The sequence below is a fragment of the Paenibacillus sp. B1-35 genome (assembly GCF_050474385.1).
In the GTDB taxonomy this organism is placed as follows: Bacteria; Bacillota; Bacilli; order Paenibacillales; family Paenibacillaceae; genus Paenibacillus_B; species Paenibacillus_B alvei.
This window is the reverse complement of record NZ_JBCHVJ010000003.1, coordinates 1-18,041: the sequence shown is the minus strand read 5'-3', so window position 1 is coordinate 18,041 and position 18,041 is coordinate 1. Positions and strand designations below refer to the sequence as shown.

The window sequence follows — 18,041 nt, the reverse complement described above, 5'->3', positions numbered from 1 at the left end:
ACGCCTCCATCAACGGGAGCATGCCGCGTGCCTTCTTGTTCACTTCATCACTTAAAGCTCGGCTGTTTTTTTCCAATCGGCAGCGAATTTATCCATGCCTTGATCCGTTAAGGGATGCTTGGAAATTTGTTCGATCACCGCAAATGGAATCGTTGCAATATGCGCGCCTGCCATCGCTACGCGCGTCACGTGATCCGGATGGCGGACGGATGCCGCGATAATTTGCGTGTCCAGGTTATGCACTCGGAACAATTCAGCGACTTTCGTGACGAGCTGGACGCCGTCTTCCGAAATATCATCCAAGCGGCCAAGGAACGGCGAGACATAAGTGGCACCTGCACGAGCGGCCAGTAAAGCTTGGTTCACGGTGAAAATCAGCGTCACGTTCGTTTTCACGCCTTTGTCGCTCAAATAGCGGCAAGCTTCAAGTCCGGCGAGCGTCATCGGAAGCTTGATCGTGATGTTTTTGTCATTATTATTGATTTTAATTAGTTCGTTCGCTTGCGCGATCATGTCTTCAGCTGTCACCGCATCAGGCGTTACTTCGGCAGAAACCGATTCAACTCCGGGTACTTCCCGCAAAATCTCGGCGATTCGATCTTCAAATTTCACACCTTCCTTGGCGACCAACGACGGATTCGTCGTAACACCGGATAAGATACCGATTTTATATGCTTTTTTGATGTCTTCCACATTTGCCGTATCGATAAAAAATTTCATAGGTGAGTGCCTCCATTATTTTATTGGACATTTATTATTACTTCAGTAATTCCTTCGTCAGGCGAACCACTTGATTTACGGAGAATCCAAAGTATTCCATAACCTCCGTACCAGCGCCAGAGGCGCCAAATGTATCGATCGACAGTACTTTTCCGCCTTGTCCCGTATAACGATCCCAGCCTAACGAAATGCCAGCTTCAATGGCCACCCGCTTCGTAACGGAATTAGGAAGGACACTCTGCTTGTACTCTTCGGGTTGACGATCGAACAACTCTCTGCTTGGCATAGCAACGACGCGTACGGAAATGTTGTCCCGCTCCAACTCCTCCTTAGCATTCATGGCCATAGAAACCTCTGATCCGGTTCCAATAAGGATGACATCCGGCTGGCCGCCTGTTTCGCTCAAGACATAAGCTCCTTTGGCTACCCCTTCAACATTGGCCTTAGTGGCTTCATATACAGGGAGATTTTGTCTGCTAAGCACCAGAGCTACTGGGCCTTCATTTTGCTGCAGAGCATACGCCCATGCGCTTGCCGTTTCATTGGCATCGGTCGGACGTATGACCGTAAGTCCCGGAATGGTGCGCAGCGCAGCCAAGTGCTCAACGGGTTCATGGGTAGGTCCATCTTCCCCAACAGCAATGGAATCATGGGTAAATACATAAGTCACAGGCAGTTTTTGCAGCGCAGCCAAACGAATAGACGGGCGCAAATAGTCGCTGAATACGAAGAAGGTGCTTACGAATGGCTTTACACCTCCATGCAAGGCCATGCCATTGCCGGCTGCACCCATAGCATGCTCACGGACGCCAAAGTAAATATTGCGTCCCGAGTAGGACTCCACAGCAAACTTTTGCTCTCCTTTGATGTCCGTCATCGTCGAATGCGATAAATCGGCACTTCCTCCAAAAATCGAAGGTACAGTTTTTACGTAATGATTTATCGCTTCGCCACTTGCTACACGGGTAGAAATCGTTTTGGAATCGTCGAACGTTAGGATGTCCGCTGCCTCAATCGATACGGAACCGTCGATGACTTGCTCAAGCTCCTTACCCTGCATAGGATATTGCGCTTTATAGGCCGCGACCAATTTGTTCCACTCTTCTTCTTTGGCCTCGCCCTTACGTTTCAGCTGCTCGAAATGCGCATTGACTTCTTCTGGAACGGTGAACTCTTCCTCATACTTCCAGCCGTAAATTTCCTTGGTCGCCTTCGCTTCTTCCTTGCCGAGCGGATTGCCGTGTACTTTGTTCGTTCCCGCTGCCTTGCTTCCGTAACCAATAATCGTCCGAATTTCGATAAGCGTCGGCTGAGCTTCGTTTTGCTTGGCTGCGACGATCGCTTCGGCAATCCGGGAAATGTCATTGCCGTCCTCGACCCGGATATATTCCCAATTGGCCGATTCCGCTCTTTTTTGCATATTTTCGCCGAAGGAAAGGTTGAGCCCTCCATCCAACGAGATGTCGTTGGAATCATACAATACGATTAATTTTCCAAGCTTCATATGTCCTGCCATGGACATCGCCTCGTAAGAGATTCCTTCCATCAGGCAGCCGTCTCCGACAAGCGCATACGTATAATGATCGATTACCGGGAAACCGTCTTGATTGAATTTCGAGGCCAAATGTGCTTCGGCCATCGCCATCCCAACTGCCATCGCCAACCCTTGTCCCAGAGGCCCAGTTGTCGCTTCTACGCCATCCGTGTGCCCAAATTCAGGATGCCCCGGCGTTTTGCTGTTCAGCTTGCGAAACTGTTTTAAATCATCAAGCGATACCTGATATCCAGACAAATGCAGCAGGCTGTAGAGCAAGGCTGATCCGTGACCCGCAGAAAGAACGAAGCGGTCGCGGTTAAACCATTTAGCATGTCCGGGATTGTGATTTAATAGTCTGGACCAAAGAGCGTATGCCATCGGCGCCGCTCCCATCGGCAGCCCCGGATGACCGGAATTGGCGCGGTTGATAGCATCGATAGACAATGTTCGGATCGTATCGACAGCTAATTGATCAATGGTTTCCTTGGTAAGCATATTGTTCTCCTTCTTCCGTTTTAATATGTTGTTCTGGTTTGTCATCGAACCACCAATGGTAGCCATCCTTCGCCAATAACGCATCGGACTCGGCAGGACCGTAAGTGCCCGCTTCATACCGATGAAGCGGAACCAGATTCTCCTCGAATGCTTCCAGGATCGGTTGAACCCATTTCCAGGACAATTCGACCTCATCCCAATGTGCGAAGAACGTAGGATCTCCTTGCAGAGCGTCGTAAATTAAATTTTCGTAAGCCTCGGGAACATCGCCCTTGCTCTCATGAAAATTCATTTGAAGAGGCTTGAACTCCCCTTTATGCAAAGGATCTCTTGTATTTAATTGCAGCGTAATGCCTTCATTAGGACTAATTTCAAATACCAGAAGGTTAGGCGATTTTCTTTCAGTACTTTCCTGAGAGGACATCTTTAACTGTTCCTTGAACTCAATTACAATCCGCGTTGATTTCTCTTTCATTCGTTTGCCTGTTCGGATATAAAAAGGTACGCCGCGCCAAAAGAAATCATTGATCTGCAATTTAGCGGCAATAAACGTATCGTTCATGGAAGTAGAAGCGATCCCTGGTTCGGAGATATAGCCGATTACCGGCTTTCCTTGAACGGTTCCTGCTTTGTATTGACCACGGATAATGCTCGCGCTCACTTCCTCTTTATGCAGCGGCTCGAGGGCTTCCATTACCTTTTTCTTCTTAAAGCGCACCATTTCCGAGTCACTGTTGATTGGAAGATGACTCGTCAGCATCATCAATAATTGCAGCATATGGTTTTGGAACATGTCTCTTACGGCGCCTACGTGATCGTAATAACCCGCTCTTTCTTCTACGCCGACGGTCTCGTTTGCTGTAATTTGCACGTTGGCAATATAACGATTCGTCCATAAGGCATTAAGGACCGGATTTTGCTGCAAAATCTCAAGCTTCTGAATCAGCGGCTTGCCGAGATAATGATCGATTCGGTAAATTTCATGATCCGCAAAAGCTTGGCTCAGCTTCTGATTTAAATCACGAGCAGATTTCAAATCATGGCCGAAAGGCTTCTCGATCACGAGACGCTTCCAGCCATTCGCGGAACCGAGCCCGCTTTCCTTAATGCTCGCTGTGATCGTTTCAAAAAACTCCGGTCCGACAGATAAATAAAACAGGCGATTCGGCGGAATGTTCAGCTCTTCTTCTCTCTGTTCAATCAGTTGCAGCAGCTTCCTATAATCTTCTTTGCGATCTATATGAAGAACGCTGTAACGGAATAAGCTCACAAAATCTTTGATTAACGAAGAATTGTTCGCTTCTCGTCTGGAAAAAGTACGGATAGACTGCTCGACATTTGCCTGAAACGATTCATCAGACAGTTCTCTTCTCCCAAGTCCAAATAAGGAGAATGATTGCGGCAGCTTCCGATCGATATACAAGTTGTAGAGGGCAGGGTATATTTTTCTTTTGGCTAAATCCCCAGTCGCTCCAAACAAAACAAAAGTGGTCGGCTCCATGTTTCTCTCTCCTTCAAGCAGCGCTCTATTAAACAAGCTCTGGTTTCTATTTCGTAGTTCCACTATAATACGAATATCATCTATACAAGTAATAAATATATTTCACAGGAGCTATAGACCACATCTATGAGTATAAATTACGAATTGTACAAGGTTTTTTATTGGGCTGCGAAGACAGGCAGCTTGACTCAGGCTGCCAAGGCCTTATACCTAACCCAACCTAGCGTCAGCCACGCCATCAAACAGCTCGAAAACAGCTTCGGCATCTCTTTGTTCTACCGGAATTCCAAAGGCGTTGGGCTGACAAGAGAGGGCGCCATGCTGTATTCCTATATTGAGCAGTCACAGATCTTAATATCGCTGGCCGAAGAAAAAATGGAGGCACTTAAAAATCTGGACAGCGGCGAGCTGCGGATCGGCGGAAGCGATTCGCTGTTCAAGCATTATTTGCTCCCGTACTTGGAGGACTTTCATGAGAAGCATCCCGGGATCAGACTACACCTGAATCATGGTACAACGCCGGAAATCATTTCCTTCTTAAAAGAAGGAAAAATTGATTTAGGCGTCATCCGTATGCCTATCGTCGATAGCCAGCTTGAAGTGAGGGAGACTTTTCAACTGCAGGAATGCTTTGTAGCGGGGACACGTTATGCCGAGCTCAAGGATGCGGTTTTAACGCTGGATATGCTGCTCCAGTACCCAATTATCCTGTTCTCGCGCAATAGCAGGGCACGAATGACCATTACGGAATTATTTCAAAGCTACGGATATAAACTCACACCTAAAATTGAGGTCGGAAGCGTAGATCTTCTCATCGAGTTTGCTAGGAAAGGACTCGGAATTTCTTACGTGACGAGGGAATTTGTTTCGAAAGAGCTGGAAGAGGGCACCCTCTTCGAGATTCAATTGGACGTGCGGCTGCCGCCTTCTCACGTGGGGATTATGATTATGCGCAACATGCCGCTTTCCATGGCAGCATGCGGGTTTATCGAGATGATTCAAACGTGTCCGCTATCAAAGCAGGCACGTTCAGGAGCTGCTTTTCCATTGAAAGAATAGTTCGATTTACCCAGGGCATAGGGGACAAGAAAACGTAAAACTTCAAAAGGCACAAAAAAACTACTGATGAATTCAGTAGCAAAAAAGCTGTTTATAGCATTTTTTAGTATCATCATAATCATTTCTACGATGCTGAACCAATTGTTTAGTAAAAAATAAAGGATTAGACCGGAACCTCTTATGGTACAAGAAGTCCCGGTCTTCCCTGGATATTTGAAAATTAGTTTTCTACTCAACGTCAGAATAAAGCATGGATCTAAACTGAATAATAAAGTTATAAACTGCCTCATTGAACTATCGACCCCGTTAGTTTAACAAAGTTCACGGCTGAAAAAAGAGTCAGACAGTATTATGGAATTTGTTCATGTATCACTATCTGCGATCAAAGGCAAGACTCGCAGCAAGACCTGTCAATAGCAATTTTGGGGTTCAGTAGATTTGTCATCAATCCCGTCAAAAATAACTTTTCGGCGGTTCAATAGAAAGACCATCAGGCTTGAGAATTGAAGCAGCGCCTGGTTTGACTGCATTCCAAGCGAGCCAGAGCAGGTAAACAGCCCCGGCCCACTTGACTGATTCGTAAATGAACGGAACCGTTATGAAAAGAGCTGAGAGACCGAACATGGTTGCGATCATGTAAATCACGAATCCAAGTATTACACCAAGAAGCGAGATGACTCCAGCTGTGCGACCTTGCGAAATAGTAGGAGAAATTAGGTAAATCTCCATAGTTCATCAACGTTAGAAATCATTATATATCCGAAGTCCAGTTTTGGTAGCATTTTTTGTAAGGAGTATGTAAATTTGCTGTTTTTAATTGGTTCAATCTCTACGGTCTGGTAATCAATGATGTTCAAACCTTCAGCCCGGAATTTTTGTGAATCTGGAATACTTCACAAAAGAATAGTTTCTTTTTGTTTTCTTGACATAAAAAAGGGGCAATCCCTTTGCCAATTTTTCCATGGCTTTTGGGACAGCCCCCCTCTAATCCTTTAACGGATAGAAAACCTGTTCAATTTTGCCTCAGTACCAAGCATGACAGTGTTAAGCTCATTCCCTCGGCTATCTTGTCCCCTTCTGAAATAGAGACTGCGTAAAAAATTCTTGCTGTTCACACGAGCAATCACCTGACTGCGGCTTCTCGGCAAATTGCAGCATTGCGCTAAACCGCTAATCCAATCAGCGATTTCTTGATGTGGAAGCAACTCCTTATCAATCATCGTATCCACGATGTTGACCAACCGCTCATCATCCTCATCGCTAAAGATGTGTTTACCATTATGAAGCTTGCCAGAAATAGCGACAAGAACCTCACGCAGCATTGCTACGCTGCTCTCCTCGCACTGCACCAGCTCGACAAAAACATCCGCACCGTGAGACGCGCTGTGAGCCCAGCCTCCTACCGAAAGGTAACCTCGCAGATCCTTCTCCTCTTTATAATAACGGAGCATTGTATGCATTAATTGCTCAATTTCAGCTTGATTAAAAAATGGATTCTGTCTGTGGCGTTGCACAATCAAAGCGATAGGCAAAGCAGAGAACGTTCTTGTAAAAACTGACTGATCATCCTCGCTGCCAATATTATAGAACAAATGGTTCTCATCAGTCAGAACAGTTAAGAGGCTACGCAACTCCTCTCCACTGAACCTATTCTCTTCCTTAATCCACATATAGAACATCGGATAAATCAGGTTATCCCGTAATTCTGGCTGAGGATCGCCAATATATTGAAGTAACAAAGGTAAGAAATCTTGATGCTGCTCACCTTCGCGTAACTGATACTCATCCTTCTCAATTCTTTGCAAATCCAGCATCAATTTTGTCCTTGTATCGGTCATTTTCCCATCCCTCTCATCATTCGTTCACTCGCCTCGCCGAGATCATGAGTCAGCGGAATTTCTGCTTGTTCCTATTCCTATCCCTTGGATGCAATTAACATCAATCACATTATTGTAGCACAGCCAAAACCAATGATTTTATCGCTAATTAATTAGTTGTTGAGTTGTGGATGTAAAGTAAGCTCCTCGAAGTGCCATTTGAGCAACATGATTTTTTACACTCTTATGCGCCCTCCGTAATTCATAGTTTTTCCATACAGCAATTCCAATCCCAACAACGGATTCTGCCCGTTAGCAAAGCGGCTGCCGAACCATGCCGGCAGCCGCTTTATAGTTATTAATTAAGCTTATTGTAACCTTTAGCATTAGGTTAATAGATCGCTTCAAATTGTTACCCAACCAACTTTCCTTTAACTCTCCTCTCCTTCTATTATTCTATTGTTTTCAAGCCGCACTTTATAAGACTCCCCCCAAGCTTTCATAGAAATAATGACCGGTTCTAAAGTCCTTCCGAAATCAGTAAGGGAGTATTCCACTTTTGGGGGAACTTCTTTGTATATTTCTCGATGAATAATGCCGTCTCGTTCAAGCTCTCTTAACTGCAATGTGAGCATAAACTGCGTAATTCCCGGGTTAAGGCGCCTGAATTCATTGAATCTTTTCGTTCCGTCCAGGAGTTGATAAAGAATGATACCCTTCCATTTCCCACCAATAACATCCAGTGTTGTTTCAACTGGACATGCTTGCATATCCGGTCTCACTCCATATTTGTTTCTTCGGTCTCCCATCAGCCTATATCCCCCTAAAGTTTGATTTTTAATACTATATCATAAAAATATGCGTACTTACTTAAAGTAATCTAATTGATTTACAATGCAACTGTACAACATTTCTTATTATTTGAAAGGATTGATACCCATGAATACTCTCCAAAAGATGAAAGCAGTCGGTGCCTATCAATACTTCCCAGCATCCAATCCAGAAAGCCTTATTGATCTGCATTTGGATAAACCGGAACCTACAGGCCGCGATTTGCTTGTAAATATCAAAGCAATCTCTGTCAACCCTGCAGACGTAGGCATTCGCGAAAAACATAACTATGAAGTCGAATCACCGAAAATTCTTGGTTGGGATGCTGCAGGGATCGTAGAACAAGTTGGCCCTGACTGTCAATTATTTAAACCCGGGGACAAGGTCTATTATGCAGGCAGTGTGGCTCGACCAGGAAGTAATAGTGAATTTCACTTGGTTGATGAACGAATTGTAGGAAATATGCCTAAAAGTTTGGATTTCTCAGAGGCAGCCGCATTACCGCTTACCTCAATAACTGCATGGGAGGGCCTATTTGATCGTCTAGGAATTAGTCTAAACGCAAATAAAAACAAAAACATACTTATTATCGGAGCAGCCGGAGGAGTGGGCTCGATGGCCGTTCAACTTGCCAAAATTGCAGGGTTGACCGTCATCGGCACTGCTTCGCGTCCAGAGTCGACTCAATGGGTCAAAAGTCTGGGGGCGGATATTACTATAAATCACAACAATCCTTTTCAACCTCAACTCAAGGCTATGGGTATAGACACCATAGATTATATCTTTTGCTTGAATGATACTGTACAACATATGGCGAATATGGCGGAGGTCATAGCCCCCCAAGGTATCATTTGCTGTATTGTTCCTGCAGATAAAGATTCCTGGGCAGGAAACTTGAACGTGGACTTGCTTTTTTCTAAAAGTGTAACGTTTGTATGGGAGTTCATGTTTACACGGTCCTTGTTCCATACGAAAGACATGATTGAACAACACAAATTACTGAATAACCTGGCCGATTTAATTGATGACGGAAAATTAAAAACGACGCTAACTGAACGACTAGAACCCATTAATGCGGCAAACCTGCGTTTAGCACATGAGAAGTTGGAAACCGGTCGATCCATTGGGAAGATTGTTTTAGAAAACTTCTGATACTACGTAGAAGGAACGTTTAGTGTATAACGCTATGGTCCGGCGAAACAAAATGCACTAAAATTTGAGAACTCAGTTTGGTTCACTTTTATCTGTCTAATTTCTCGAGTTTGCTCCCCTAACATTGAATACAGCTCCTTCATCATAAAAAAGTCCCGATGACCTAACAAAGCATCATCGGGACTTTTTTACGAGCTCCAGACTTTTTTTACTGGTTCCACAGTTTTTTACTGGTCCAGACTTTTTTATCATCAGACAGCTGCTGACTTGCAATAAGGATTGTTGTTTGCTAATCCTTATGCAACAATTGTTGTTGATTAACTCTTGCACGTTTGCTTCGTGCTTCAAAAACAACACCGGTTCATATCACTACCTTACTTAAGTTCTTTAGATTTTAGATTGTTATTTTCCGTTTTTTTCTGTAATTTTCTCACCATAATTAGGTACACTTATAACTTTAGAATATAAACTTATTTCATCCGGCTCTCCAACTGGAATACCTTTTAATTCAACCCATGCATGTGCCCTAAATGGCTCTAGGGCGTATCCAGTACACCAACTAACAGATCTTTGTTTTAACCACGTTGCTACTACAACCGCAAGTGAACGTCTCAAACAACCCTCTTGACTTCGACATCTCTTACTTACCGTACATACTGCATCACGAATAACCTGAACTTGTTCCTTCGAAGCCGATGGATATCTTCTCGTTAAACAAGATAATATCTTTTCTATCATACTTGGAGGGAGCCAATTCAGAGGTGCTGATAGAAGTATAGCTAGTCTAGCAAGCCATCTTGCCCCATTTGATACTTGTTCTGGCTGCTCTGGAAAAAGTGGTATGTCCATTATGCTAGCCCCACCTCTCTAAGCATGGAAAGAAATTCATTAACATCATTCTCTGCATTAGCACTCTCTAAACCAAAAGTCATTTCTAATTCAGCCACTAATTCATTTCTAGTTTTTCCTTCAACTAATCCTTGAATTAAAAGTTTTCCAACGTGATTTACTTGAAAATAAATTCCTCTCCTCTTGTCAAAAATCATTGCCCCATTATCTTGTTCAATTATTTTAAGTTCTCTTTTTATTTTCCCCATAAAATTTCCCCTTTCTGAATTCATATTTACACATTTATGACGGATAACTCATTGCATTATGAAGCCATCGCTCAACAGCAGATAGTCTTTCAAAGGCTTCAACTCGATTGTGTAAAGCAGTTGGCATAGATAATTCAGAGACTAGTATGTCTGGGTCAACAATTCCAAGCTCAACAATTTTGAAATCTCTAACTGCATGAATATTTCTTTTTACAGATTCCTTATATCCTTTGTATAAAAATGTTGAGTAATCTCCTTTAAAGCCTCGAGTAAATACTTCACGGGGAACAATTCCTTTTGTAGCTTGATACAACATGGGTTTAGTCATCCCAGATTTTATGTGATATCGCATTGGTATAGATAATGCAGACTCAATAATCTTTGGATCTAAAAAGGGAGCTAGCCAAGTGAATCTACTTCCATAAATCACATTAAGTTGGCTTAGTACACGCCTTTGAAAAAGCAATGACTCTAGTGCTTGATGTTTTGAACGATCCGAATCAAGACCTCCAGAAATTCCATTTATAGTTTTCACAGCAATCTGATAACATGGAACATGATAATCTTTTGCAAGCCATGCTGGAATTGTAATTTTTCCGAACCAATCCAAAGCAGACTCTTTCCTCCGTGATTTAGCATAGCCAAATCCAATATCTATTTCCGTTTTTAGTGCTTCTTTAAATGATGTATTGTTCATAAGATTAGATACACCATTTAGGAATGATGTTTTCGTAAGTAAACAATATTGGAAGCCAAACGATACACTACGCATTCTGTTCTGCCTTACAACGGACCACGCATATGCTGGCATAGGTGTAAACAATTCATCACCACCAACACCTATGAAATGAACTGAATCTCCATAGTTCTCATTTAAATTAACTATTTTTTCAACATAGCCTTCTGTATCAGCCCAAAATATTGGGAAATCCGGAAGAGTTAATCCTGAGTATGGCATGTTTGTTTCAAATCTCCGACCAGACACACCGATTGATGGCAATGAATTTAACGATTCATTCATATCATTTGCAAACATAGCGGCCCACTTAGAATCACTATTCCATTTACTATCTGTTTTTGCATGATATAGCTTAATGTCTGCATAATGTGCTTTTAAAGTATATGCAATTGAGGCTGAATCAACACCTCCAGAGAGGTCAGCAGATATATTAGCATAACTACTAGTATGATTCCTTAGTAAATCAAAAAACCGCTCTCTTATATTTTGCAGCGTCAATTCTACATCATTACTTAGTTCTGGCGGCATCCAAACTTTGAATTCTTCAAATTTTTTCCCATATTTCAAAACACAAAATGGGTGGATTTTATTCACACCTTCCCATAAAGGTATATTTTGAAAGGGATAATATGGAAGACTATTTATCAAGTTCAATGCAACTGCTGATTTTGATATATTTAAATCACAATATCGCGCAATATCACTAGCTGAATCACTAATAATTAAAATATCATGTAACATTTTCCATGATAGAGAAACATCAAATAATGCTCCTCCTATAATAACTTCGTGATTATCAACTAGAACAAAGATCCCTTTAGAAACAATCTTTTGAAAAGTTACCGCTAATTTTGACATCTCAAATTCCTTAGTTCCCTGTATCTGGTCTGCAACTTTTGGATATTCACATGGTATACAATATATCTCTAGGTCGCCTTTAGAATGCTTAACATACTCATGTTGAGAAATAAGCAAAATGCTTGCCCAAGCTGTTTTTATATGTACTTGAAATGGTACTTTATCAGAACTTGATTTTGTTTCTTTTAACTGAATGCTAATAATAGTCTCCCCTCTCGATTTTTCACAAAAAGTGGTCACTGGACATCTCAAAATTGTCCAATGACCACTTTTCTCTCTCAATTTACCAATGATATTTAGTTCTACCACCAAAAATATCCAGATAATCACCACGCCATTGCCCATTAGTAGACTCTTTAAAACTAGCAACTTTCTCAATTGTTGGTTTAGAGTAAACAACGTTTGTCATTGATTTCCACCCCCTTTAGCTATTTGCTCACACCTCACAAATTAGATTCCTTCCAAATAGAATTAATATCCTATTTGTTTTAATAATAATCTATATTTCAACTCCTTTTCCTTTTATGTAACAAACTGCAAGTTAAATGTAATAATTAACATCATTTCAACTCTAGTATAGTAAATTGGTTATAAAGAACAGGATCTTTTATACCTAATTATCTTGCCCCATTTGATACTTGTTCTGTGGCTGCTCTGGAAAAAGTGGTCTGTCCTCTTCCAACGTGATTTACTTGAAAATAAACCCCTCTACTTTTGTCAATATCGCGCAATATCACTAGCCGAATCACTAATAAATTAAAAAATCATGTAACATTTTTCATGATAGAGAAACATCAAATAATGCTCCTCCTACAATAATTTCGTGATTATCAACTAGAACAAAGATCCCTTTAGAAACAATCTTTTGAAAAGTTACCGCTAATTTTGACATCTCAAATTCCTTAGTTCCCTGTATCTGATCTGCAACATATGGATATTCACATGGCATACAATATATCTCTAGGTCGCCTTTAGAATGCTTAACATACTCATGTTGAGAAATAAGCAAAATGCTTGCCCAAGCTGTTTTTATATGTACTTGGAATGGTACTTTATCAGAACTTGATTTTGTTAACTTTTCTTTTAACTGAATGCTAATAATAGTCTCCCCTCTCGCTTAATTTTCAATATTTTCAATAGAATTTAACATACGAGTTTCTACAACAATTGATTTTTCACAAAAAGTGGTCATTGGACATCACAAAATTGTCCAATGACCACTTTTCTTTCTTAATATTAATTATATTTAGAGAGAGTAAAACCACCAAAAGCATCTCTGAATCTACCATACCAAATCCCTTTAGTAGACTCTTTAAAACTAGCAATTTTCTCAATTGTTGGTTTAGAGTAAACAACGTTTGTCATTGAATTCACCCCCTTTACCTATATGCTCACACCACCCACATTAGATTCCAAATAGAAATTAATATCCTATTTGTTTTAGATAATAGTTTATTTTCAACCTATTTCTCTTTTGTGTAACAAACCGCAAGTTAATTGTAATAATTGACATATTTCAACTCTAGTATAATATTGGATATAGAGAACAAGATTTTTATACTAATAATGATAATGTCTAATTAAACTGGTCATGGAAGATGGTTGCAGTATGGTAGAAGTGGCTAAGTATTTAACTTAATTTGTAGAAGAATTCAATGTACCAATAGCCCCCTTGCTCTGCGTCTAATTGAGTTAGCAACAAAAGCCCCATCTCTAAATTTCCGGTATTTTCCTTCCTATTTTTGATGAATACCAACAGGAATATTAAGCTCCTCAGCAATATCAGTAAGTGATTTTCGGCTTGCCTGTACATACTTCACAGACTCTTCTTTATTTTTTTAATGTACCGTTGACGCTGTTCGCTCATAGGGCACACCCTGAATATGGTAATAATTTGATTGTTGATTATGACATGATCGTGCATCATAGCTTCACTTACCATTATTAAAGGAGTGAAACGATGGTAATAAAAGTTGCTATTTGTGATGATGTTCCTGTTTTTGCAAAAGCTATCGAAGATTTAATGTTAGAATATAACTCCTCGCTATTTGAAATCGATATATTCTACAATCCATTTCGTTTAATTGATTTCCTTAAAGGAAATACATATGATTTGTTTATTTTAGATACTGAGTATCCTAATCTATCGGGAATAGAGATTGCTGAGACCATTAGAAAGAATAATTATTCTTGTCCAATTATCTTTATTACAAGTTTCAAAGAATATATGGAAAAGGCTTTTAAGGTTAACACTTTTGATTACATTTTAAAACCAGTAACAAAAGACAAACTATATCCTACCTTGAATCGCGCTATTAAATATTTAGATTTAGATGATTCAAAATTTATGTTTACATTTAATAAAGTTTTTTACAGTCTTTCTTTTAGTGAAATTATTTACTTTGAAAAAAATAAAAGGAGCGTACTTATTCACACCCCCTCTGATATATATGAAACGCTTCTTCAAACAAGAGCCCTTTTATCCAAAGTTAATGATAATTTTGTGCAAGTCCATACCTCGTTTATTGTTAATGTTAGATATGTAAAACAAATTGGAAATAATTGTGTTGTCGCCAATTTAAATGATAAGCAAACTGTTGAAATACCAATCAGTCGTAAATTTATAGATAGTGCCAGAAAACAAATTCTGATGAAGTTAAGAACTTAATATAATGAATGATACTATCGTGCATTTTTCAACTTTGTTGTTAGTTTAGTGTTGGCTAATGTTTTTTTAAATAACTCCATCAATAAACTGTTCTTTAAAGAAAACTTAGTAATTACATTCTTGACTTTTTTCTTACCGTATTTTATCTGTTTTCTAATCAACAATCATATATTCTTATCAAATATCTTTATTGTTTTTTAGTTATCGTAAAGAGGATCAGATAGATATGAGAAAAGAGTTCGCTTTGGTTAATTTTCTCACTTTTAGCATTTTTAATTTGAGATTCCGTTTCGCTTTTATTACGAAGCGGTTATCGCTATCAAAAGGTTATGATTCAAAATCCGGATACGATCACCTAAAGAAGCTTGCATCTTATCCCTCTCCTTAAAGTGTAATAAAAAGTCTGAAACCACCACAGGTTATCATAAAAAGGAAGTTGGGAACTTGTACTGTTACGATAATATAATTTTCATAACCATTTCCTCAATATTCTGAATGTCTCATATAACGTGCTTAAATGATCAATTTTCTTTTTCAAAGAATTAACTCTAATAATCTGTCCATCTTTAGTCCATTGTCCATATATTTGAACTAACCGCCCTGTAGTTCGTGAGAGTTCAAGAAGTGCTGTCTTCAGATGCTCTTTTTGAACTAAAGTATTTCTTTAAATAGTGAAATTATGGAAAGATTACTATTCCAGCCTCCTGATTCTCATACTGCAAAACGTTTCGGCATAATACCAAAAGTCTTCTCCAAGAGCTTCACGTTTCCTTTTTATCTCTTAATACCCTGGAACTAAACATACTTCGGTTTGGACATCTTTGTACTCTAATCATCAGATTTATAGATTGATTTTCCGCAAAAAGTTAAAAGGTAGCTCAATTTATCTAAGTTTGGTTTCGCTAAATTCTTTTTCTCAATAAGTTGACCATAGTCCTTAAGTGAATCAATTATATCCACCATTAAACCGATAAACTCTTCCTTCTGTATTTCTTCCTGTAGTTTCGTGTGCCTTTTGTTGTTCTTCCGGTGTCATAGTCAAAAAATTAAACTCGTCTGCAACGATCGGCAATTACTTCTTTTCGTTTTTCGGGTATTCAAATTTTATGATGGAATTATCTCTGTTTTAAATGGTTTGATTCTTAATATACCAAGGTAAACTAAGATTCCTGTTGTCTTTTGTCTATTTTCCAATAAATTGAAATCGTTACTCAGCGGCACTTGACGTCAGATTCCTGTGGTGGATTTTCCCCTTTCATTTGTAAAAAAACACCCGGCAGGATGCGTACCGAGAGAAATACGGCATACACCCAGGCCGGGTAAGGGATTAGAAAATAATATCAATGGCCTCTAGCACATCTTGCTCCTGTTCGGATTGCCCGTTCAGGGAAATATCCTTCAACAGCACCGAAGGCTGTTCGCAAATTTGAGTGATGATTACGAGCAGGTTCTGAGCGAAATTGTCGATCAGATTGCGTGTGAACAACTTGGTGGCATATTCAAACTGCCCGTTCATTCCCTCATCCAGCAACGAAATGACCAAGGTAAGATCAAATTGGGAAACCGTATGCGTTTCCGGATAAGATTCGATCTTGATATCCCCGAAGTTTTGAACGTTATCTTCCTTGGTTTCCAGAGCAAACACGACATCGAATACAGGATTGCGGCTTTGATCTCGCGGAACCTGCAGCTTTTTCACAAGCTCCTCGAACGGATAATCCTGGTGGTCGTAGGCCCCCAGCATCGTTTCCTTGACTTCGTTCAAGTAAGCGAGGAACGTCTTCTCCCCGGACGGATAATGGCGAATCGCCAAAGTGTTGACAAACATTCCGATGAGCGGCTCCATGTCGGCATGTGTGCGGCCCGAAACCGGCGTGCCTACAATGAAGTCTTCTTGTCCCGAGTACTTGCTGAGCAGGATTGAATAGGCTGCCGATAACACCATATAAAGGGTGGCACCGTTCTCATCGGCGATGCGCTGCAAGCTGTCGGTCATCTGCTTGTCGATGCTGAAAGGCACCACATCTCCCTTAAAGCTGCGAGCGGCAGGTCTGACAAAGTCCGTAGGCAGTTCAAGCGTTGGCAGTTCGCCTTCCAACACGTCCAGCCAGTAGGCTTCCTGACGTTTCAGCCGCTCTTTTACAGGTTCGGACTGCTGCCAAGCGGCGAATTCCTTGTATTGAATCCGAAGCGGTTCCAGCGTCTCGCCGTTATACAGGCGCAGCAGCTCTTCGACGAAGATGCCCATCGACATGCCATCCGTGACGATATGATGAATGTCCAGCATAAGCAGATGCCGTTCCGCTTCCCATTCGACTAAGCCCACACGCAGCAGCGGCGGCCGCTCCAAATCAAAGACACGTACAAAGCCGTCTACGATGCTCTTCGTTTCACTTTCCGTCACTTTCGTATACTCGACGGCAAACTTCAAGTCCGGATAAATCCGTTGTACCGGTACGCCGTCGACCATTTCGAAGCCGGTTCGCAAAATTTCGTGACGAGCGATCAATCCTTTGAGCGCCGCCTCGAATTGATTTCGTTCCAAGCGCCCGACGAGAACCGTCATGCCGGACATGTTGTAGCTAAGCTCGGCGCCTTCCATCTGCTGCTGGATGTACAGCCGTTTTTGCACGGAGGAAAGCGGATAGTAATCCCTCTTCTCCAGAACCGGAATGGAGAGGTGTTCCTGTCGCTCCAATTGGCTGATCGCTTCGGCCATCGCTTCGATGGTCGAGTGCCGGAACACATCGCGCAGCGGCAGGTCCACGCTCAGCTCCTTGTGCACCTTGCTGACCAGCGTCGTCGCCCGCAGGGAGTGCCCGCCGAGATCGAAGAAGTTGTCCGTCACGCCAATCGTGACCGGCCCGAGCACGTCCTGCCAGATAGCGACCAGTTTCGCCTCCAGTTCGGTGCGCGGCGCCACGTATTCGCGGCCTGCGCTTGCTCCCCCTTCCGGCGTCGGCAGCGCCTTCCGGTCAATTTTCCCGTTCGGCGTCAGAGGCAGGCGCTCCAGCTCCACGAAGTACGACGGGATCATGTAACCCGGCAGCTCGCTGGAAATCGCCCGTTTCAGATCTGCCGCCGTCAGTTCGCCATCCGTTGTGTAGTACGCGCACAGCGCTTTCTGCCCGTTCGCGTCACTTCGAACCAGCACCACCGCTTCGCGCACGCCTTCCACCCGCAGCAGCTGCGACTCGATCTCGCCCGTCTCGATCCGGTAGCCTCGGATTTTCGCCTGGTTGTCGATCCGGCCGATGAAGTCCACATCGCCGTCCTCCATCCACCGCGCCAAGTCTCCCGTGCGGTACAGCCGCTCGCCCGCGGAGAACGGACTGTCTACGAACTTCTCTTCCGTCAGGTCCGGACGGTTCAAGTACCCGCGTGCTACCCCGACTCCGCCAATGACCAGCTCGCCCAGCACCCCGACCGGCACCGGGTTTAGATGCGCATCCACAATGTAGAATTTCGCATTCAGCCACGCTTTGCCGATCGGCACATGGCCTGTCTGCGGCAGCTTCGTCAGCGGCTCGTCGTAGAAACTGGAGTCGATCGCTGCTTCCGTCACGC

The 18,041-nt window shown here is 42.1% G+C and carries 13 protein-coding genes and 2 pseudogenes; 3 read left to right on the top strand and 12 right to left on the bottom strand.

Features of this window, described 5'->3' with window-relative positions; genetic code table 11:
* Positions 1-51: 51 nt before the first annotated feature.
* From fsa to zwf, 3 genes are read right to left on the bottom strand one after another with little or no spacing between them, the layout of a single operon-like run.
* Positions 52-720, bottom strand: a complete 669-nt coding sequence (gene fsa, locus ACQ5BJ_RS11950) for a fructose-6-phosphate aldolase (RefSeq protein ID WP_262866447.1) — start codon at positions 718-720, stop codon at positions 52-54.
* A gap of 37 nt (positions 721-757) precedes the next feature.
* On the bottom strand, positions 758-2,752 hold the full coding sequence (gene tkt / locus ACQ5BJ_RS11945) for a transketolase (protein WP_430110956.1): 1,995 nt from the start codon (positions 2,750-2,752) through the stop codon (positions 758-760).
* Positions 2,730-4,253, bottom strand: coding sequence for a glucose-6-phosphate dehydrogenase (gene zwf / locus ACQ5BJ_RS11940; RefSeq protein WP_268599394.1), 1,524 nt, complete (start codon positions 4,251-4,253; stop codon positions 2,730-2,732). Before zwf ends, tkt begins: the two co-directional genes overlap by 23 nt.
* A gap of 126 nt (positions 4,254-4,379) precedes the next feature.
* On the opposite strand from zwf, the gene ACQ5BJ_RS11935 reads away from it, so the two are divergent.
* Entirely contained in the window at positions 4,380-5,312 is a 933-nt protein-coding gene (locus ACQ5BJ_RS11935; RefSeq protein ID WP_005544403.1) for a LysR family transcriptional regulator, read from the top strand.
* A 412-nt stretch (positions 5,313-5,724) separates the two neighbouring features.
* Here the strand turns inward: ACQ5BJ_RS11935 and ACQ5BJ_RS11930 are convergent.
* The 3 genes and pseudogenes from ACQ5BJ_RS11930 to ACQ5BJ_RS11920 form a co-directional block, all read right to left on the bottom strand.
* Positions 5,725-6,035 (bottom strand): annotated as a pseudogene (locus tag ACQ5BJ_RS11930) (LysE family translocator); the annotation flags it as partial.
* A 269-nt stretch (positions 6,036-6,304) separates the two neighbouring features.
* A complete protein-coding gene (locus tag ACQ5BJ_RS11925) occupies positions 6,305-7,150 on the bottom strand; it encodes a DUF2785 domain-containing protein (protein ID WP_268622166.1) in 846 nt (281 codons plus the stop codon).
* A gap of 410 nt (positions 7,151-7,560) precedes the next feature.
* Positions 7,561-7,938, bottom strand: coding sequence for a winged helix-turn-helix transcriptional regulator (locus ACQ5BJ_RS11920; RefSeq protein WP_430110961.1), 378 nt, complete (start codon positions 7,936-7,938; stop codon positions 7,561-7,563).
* Positions 7,939-8,068: 130 nt separating this feature from the next.
* Between ACQ5BJ_RS11920 and ACQ5BJ_RS11915 the strand changes: the two genes are divergently transcribed.
* The gene (locus tag ACQ5BJ_RS11915) at positions 8,069-9,112 is read left to right on the top strand and encodes a zinc-binding alcohol dehydrogenase family protein (RefSeq protein ID WP_430110964.1); all 1,044 of its coding nucleotides are present in this window, start codon (positions 8,069-8,071) and stop codon (positions 9,110-9,112) included.
* Between the two features lie 402 nt (positions 9,113-9,514).
* On the opposite strand, the gene ACQ5BJ_RS11910 is transcribed toward ACQ5BJ_RS11915, so the two are convergent.
* From ACQ5BJ_RS11910 to ACQ5BJ_RS11890, 5 genes and pseudogenes are all read right to left on the bottom strand, one after another.
* The gene (locus ACQ5BJ_RS11910) at positions 9,515-9,961 is read right to left on the bottom strand and encodes a lasso peptide biosynthesis B2 protein (RefSeq protein ID WP_430110967.1); all 447 of its coding nucleotides are present in this window, start codon (positions 9,959-9,961) and stop codon (positions 9,515-9,517) included.
* Positions 9,961-10,209, bottom strand: a complete 249-nt coding sequence (locus ACQ5BJ_RS11905; protein WP_430110970.1) for a PqqD family protein — start codon at positions 10,207-10,209, stop codon at positions 9,961-9,963. Before ACQ5BJ_RS11905 ends, ACQ5BJ_RS11910 begins: the two co-directional genes overlap by 1 nt.
* A gap of 34 nt (positions 10,210-10,243) precedes the next feature.
* Positions 10,244-12,151, bottom strand: a complete 1,908-nt coding sequence (locus ACQ5BJ_RS11900) for an asparagine synthase-related protein (protein WP_430110972.1) — start codon at positions 12,149-12,151, stop codon at positions 10,244-10,246.
* 16 nt (positions 12,152-12,167) lie between these two features.
* A pseudogene (locus tag ACQ5BJ_RS11895) lies at positions 12,168-12,215 on the bottom strand (hypothetical protein); the annotation flags it as partial.
* Positions 12,216-13,042: 827 nt separating this feature from the next.
* Positions 13,043-13,171 (bottom strand): lasso RiPP family leader peptide-containing protein, encoded by a 129-nt coding sequence (locus ACQ5BJ_RS11890; RefSeq protein WP_430110975.1) that lies wholly within the window; start codon positions 13,169-13,171, stop codon positions 13,043-13,045.
* Between the two features lie 595 nt (positions 13,172-13,766).
* Here ACQ5BJ_RS11890 and ACQ5BJ_RS11885 point away from each other — a divergent pair.
* Positions 13,767-14,474, top strand: a complete 708-nt coding sequence (locus ACQ5BJ_RS11885; RefSeq protein WP_430110977.1) for a LytR/AlgR family response regulator transcription factor — start codon at positions 13,767-13,769, stop codon at positions 14,472-14,474.
* 1,327 nt (positions 14,475-15,801) lie between these two features.
* Here ACQ5BJ_RS11885 and ACQ5BJ_RS11880 read toward each other — a convergent pair.
* Positions 15,802-18,041, bottom strand: a 2,240-nt coding sequence (locus ACQ5BJ_RS11880; protein WP_430113398.1) for a condensation domain-containing protein, incomplete at its 5' end; no start/stop codon positions are given.

Bases quoted from the DNA above. Each gene is read 5' to 3' on its own strand.
- fsa (WP_262866447.1), bottom strand. From the start codon at position 720: ATGAAATTTTTTATCGATACGGCAAATGTGGAAGACATCAAAAAAGCA.
- tkt (WP_430110956.1), bottom strand. From the start codon at position 2,752: ATGCTTACCAAGGAAACCATTGATCAATTAGCTGTCGATACGATCCGA.
- zwf (WP_268599394.1), bottom strand. From the start codon at position 4,253: ATGGAGCCGACCACTTTTGTTTTGTTTGGAGCGACTGGGGATTTAGCC.
- ACQ5BJ_RS11935 (WP_005544403.1), top strand. From the start codon at position 4,380: ATGAGTATAAATTACGAATTGTACAAGGTTTTTTATTGGGCTGCGAAG.
- ACQ5BJ_RS11925 (WP_268622166.1), bottom strand. From the start codon at position 7,150: ATGACCGATACAAGGACAAAATTGATGCTGGATTTGCAAAGAATTGAG.
- ACQ5BJ_RS11920 (WP_430110961.1), bottom strand. From the start codon at position 7,938: ATGGGAGACCGAAGAAACAAATATGGAGTGAGACCGGATATGCAAGCA.
- ACQ5BJ_RS11915 (WP_430110964.1), top strand. From the start codon at position 8,069: ATGAATACTCTCCAAAAGATGAAAGCAGTCGGTGCCTATCAATACTTC.
- ACQ5BJ_RS11910 (WP_430110967.1), bottom strand. From the start codon at position 9,961: ATGGACATACCACTTTTTCCAGAGCAGCCAGAACAAGTATCAAATGGG.
- ACQ5BJ_RS11905 (WP_430110970.1), bottom strand. From the start codon at position 10,209: ATGGGGAAAATAAAAAGAGAACTTAAAATAATTGAACAAGATAATGGG.
- ACQ5BJ_RS11900 (WP_430110972.1), bottom strand. From the start codon at position 12,151: ATGGGCAATGGCGTGGTGATTATCTGGATATTTTTGGTGGTAGAACTA.
- ACQ5BJ_RS11890 (WP_430110975.1), bottom strand. From the start codon at position 13,171: ATGACAAACGTTGTTTACTCTAAACCAACAATTGAGAAAATTGCTAGT.
- ACQ5BJ_RS11885 (WP_430110977.1), top strand. From the start codon at position 13,767: ATGGTAATAAAAGTTGCTATTTGTGATGATGTTCCTGTTTTTGCAAAA.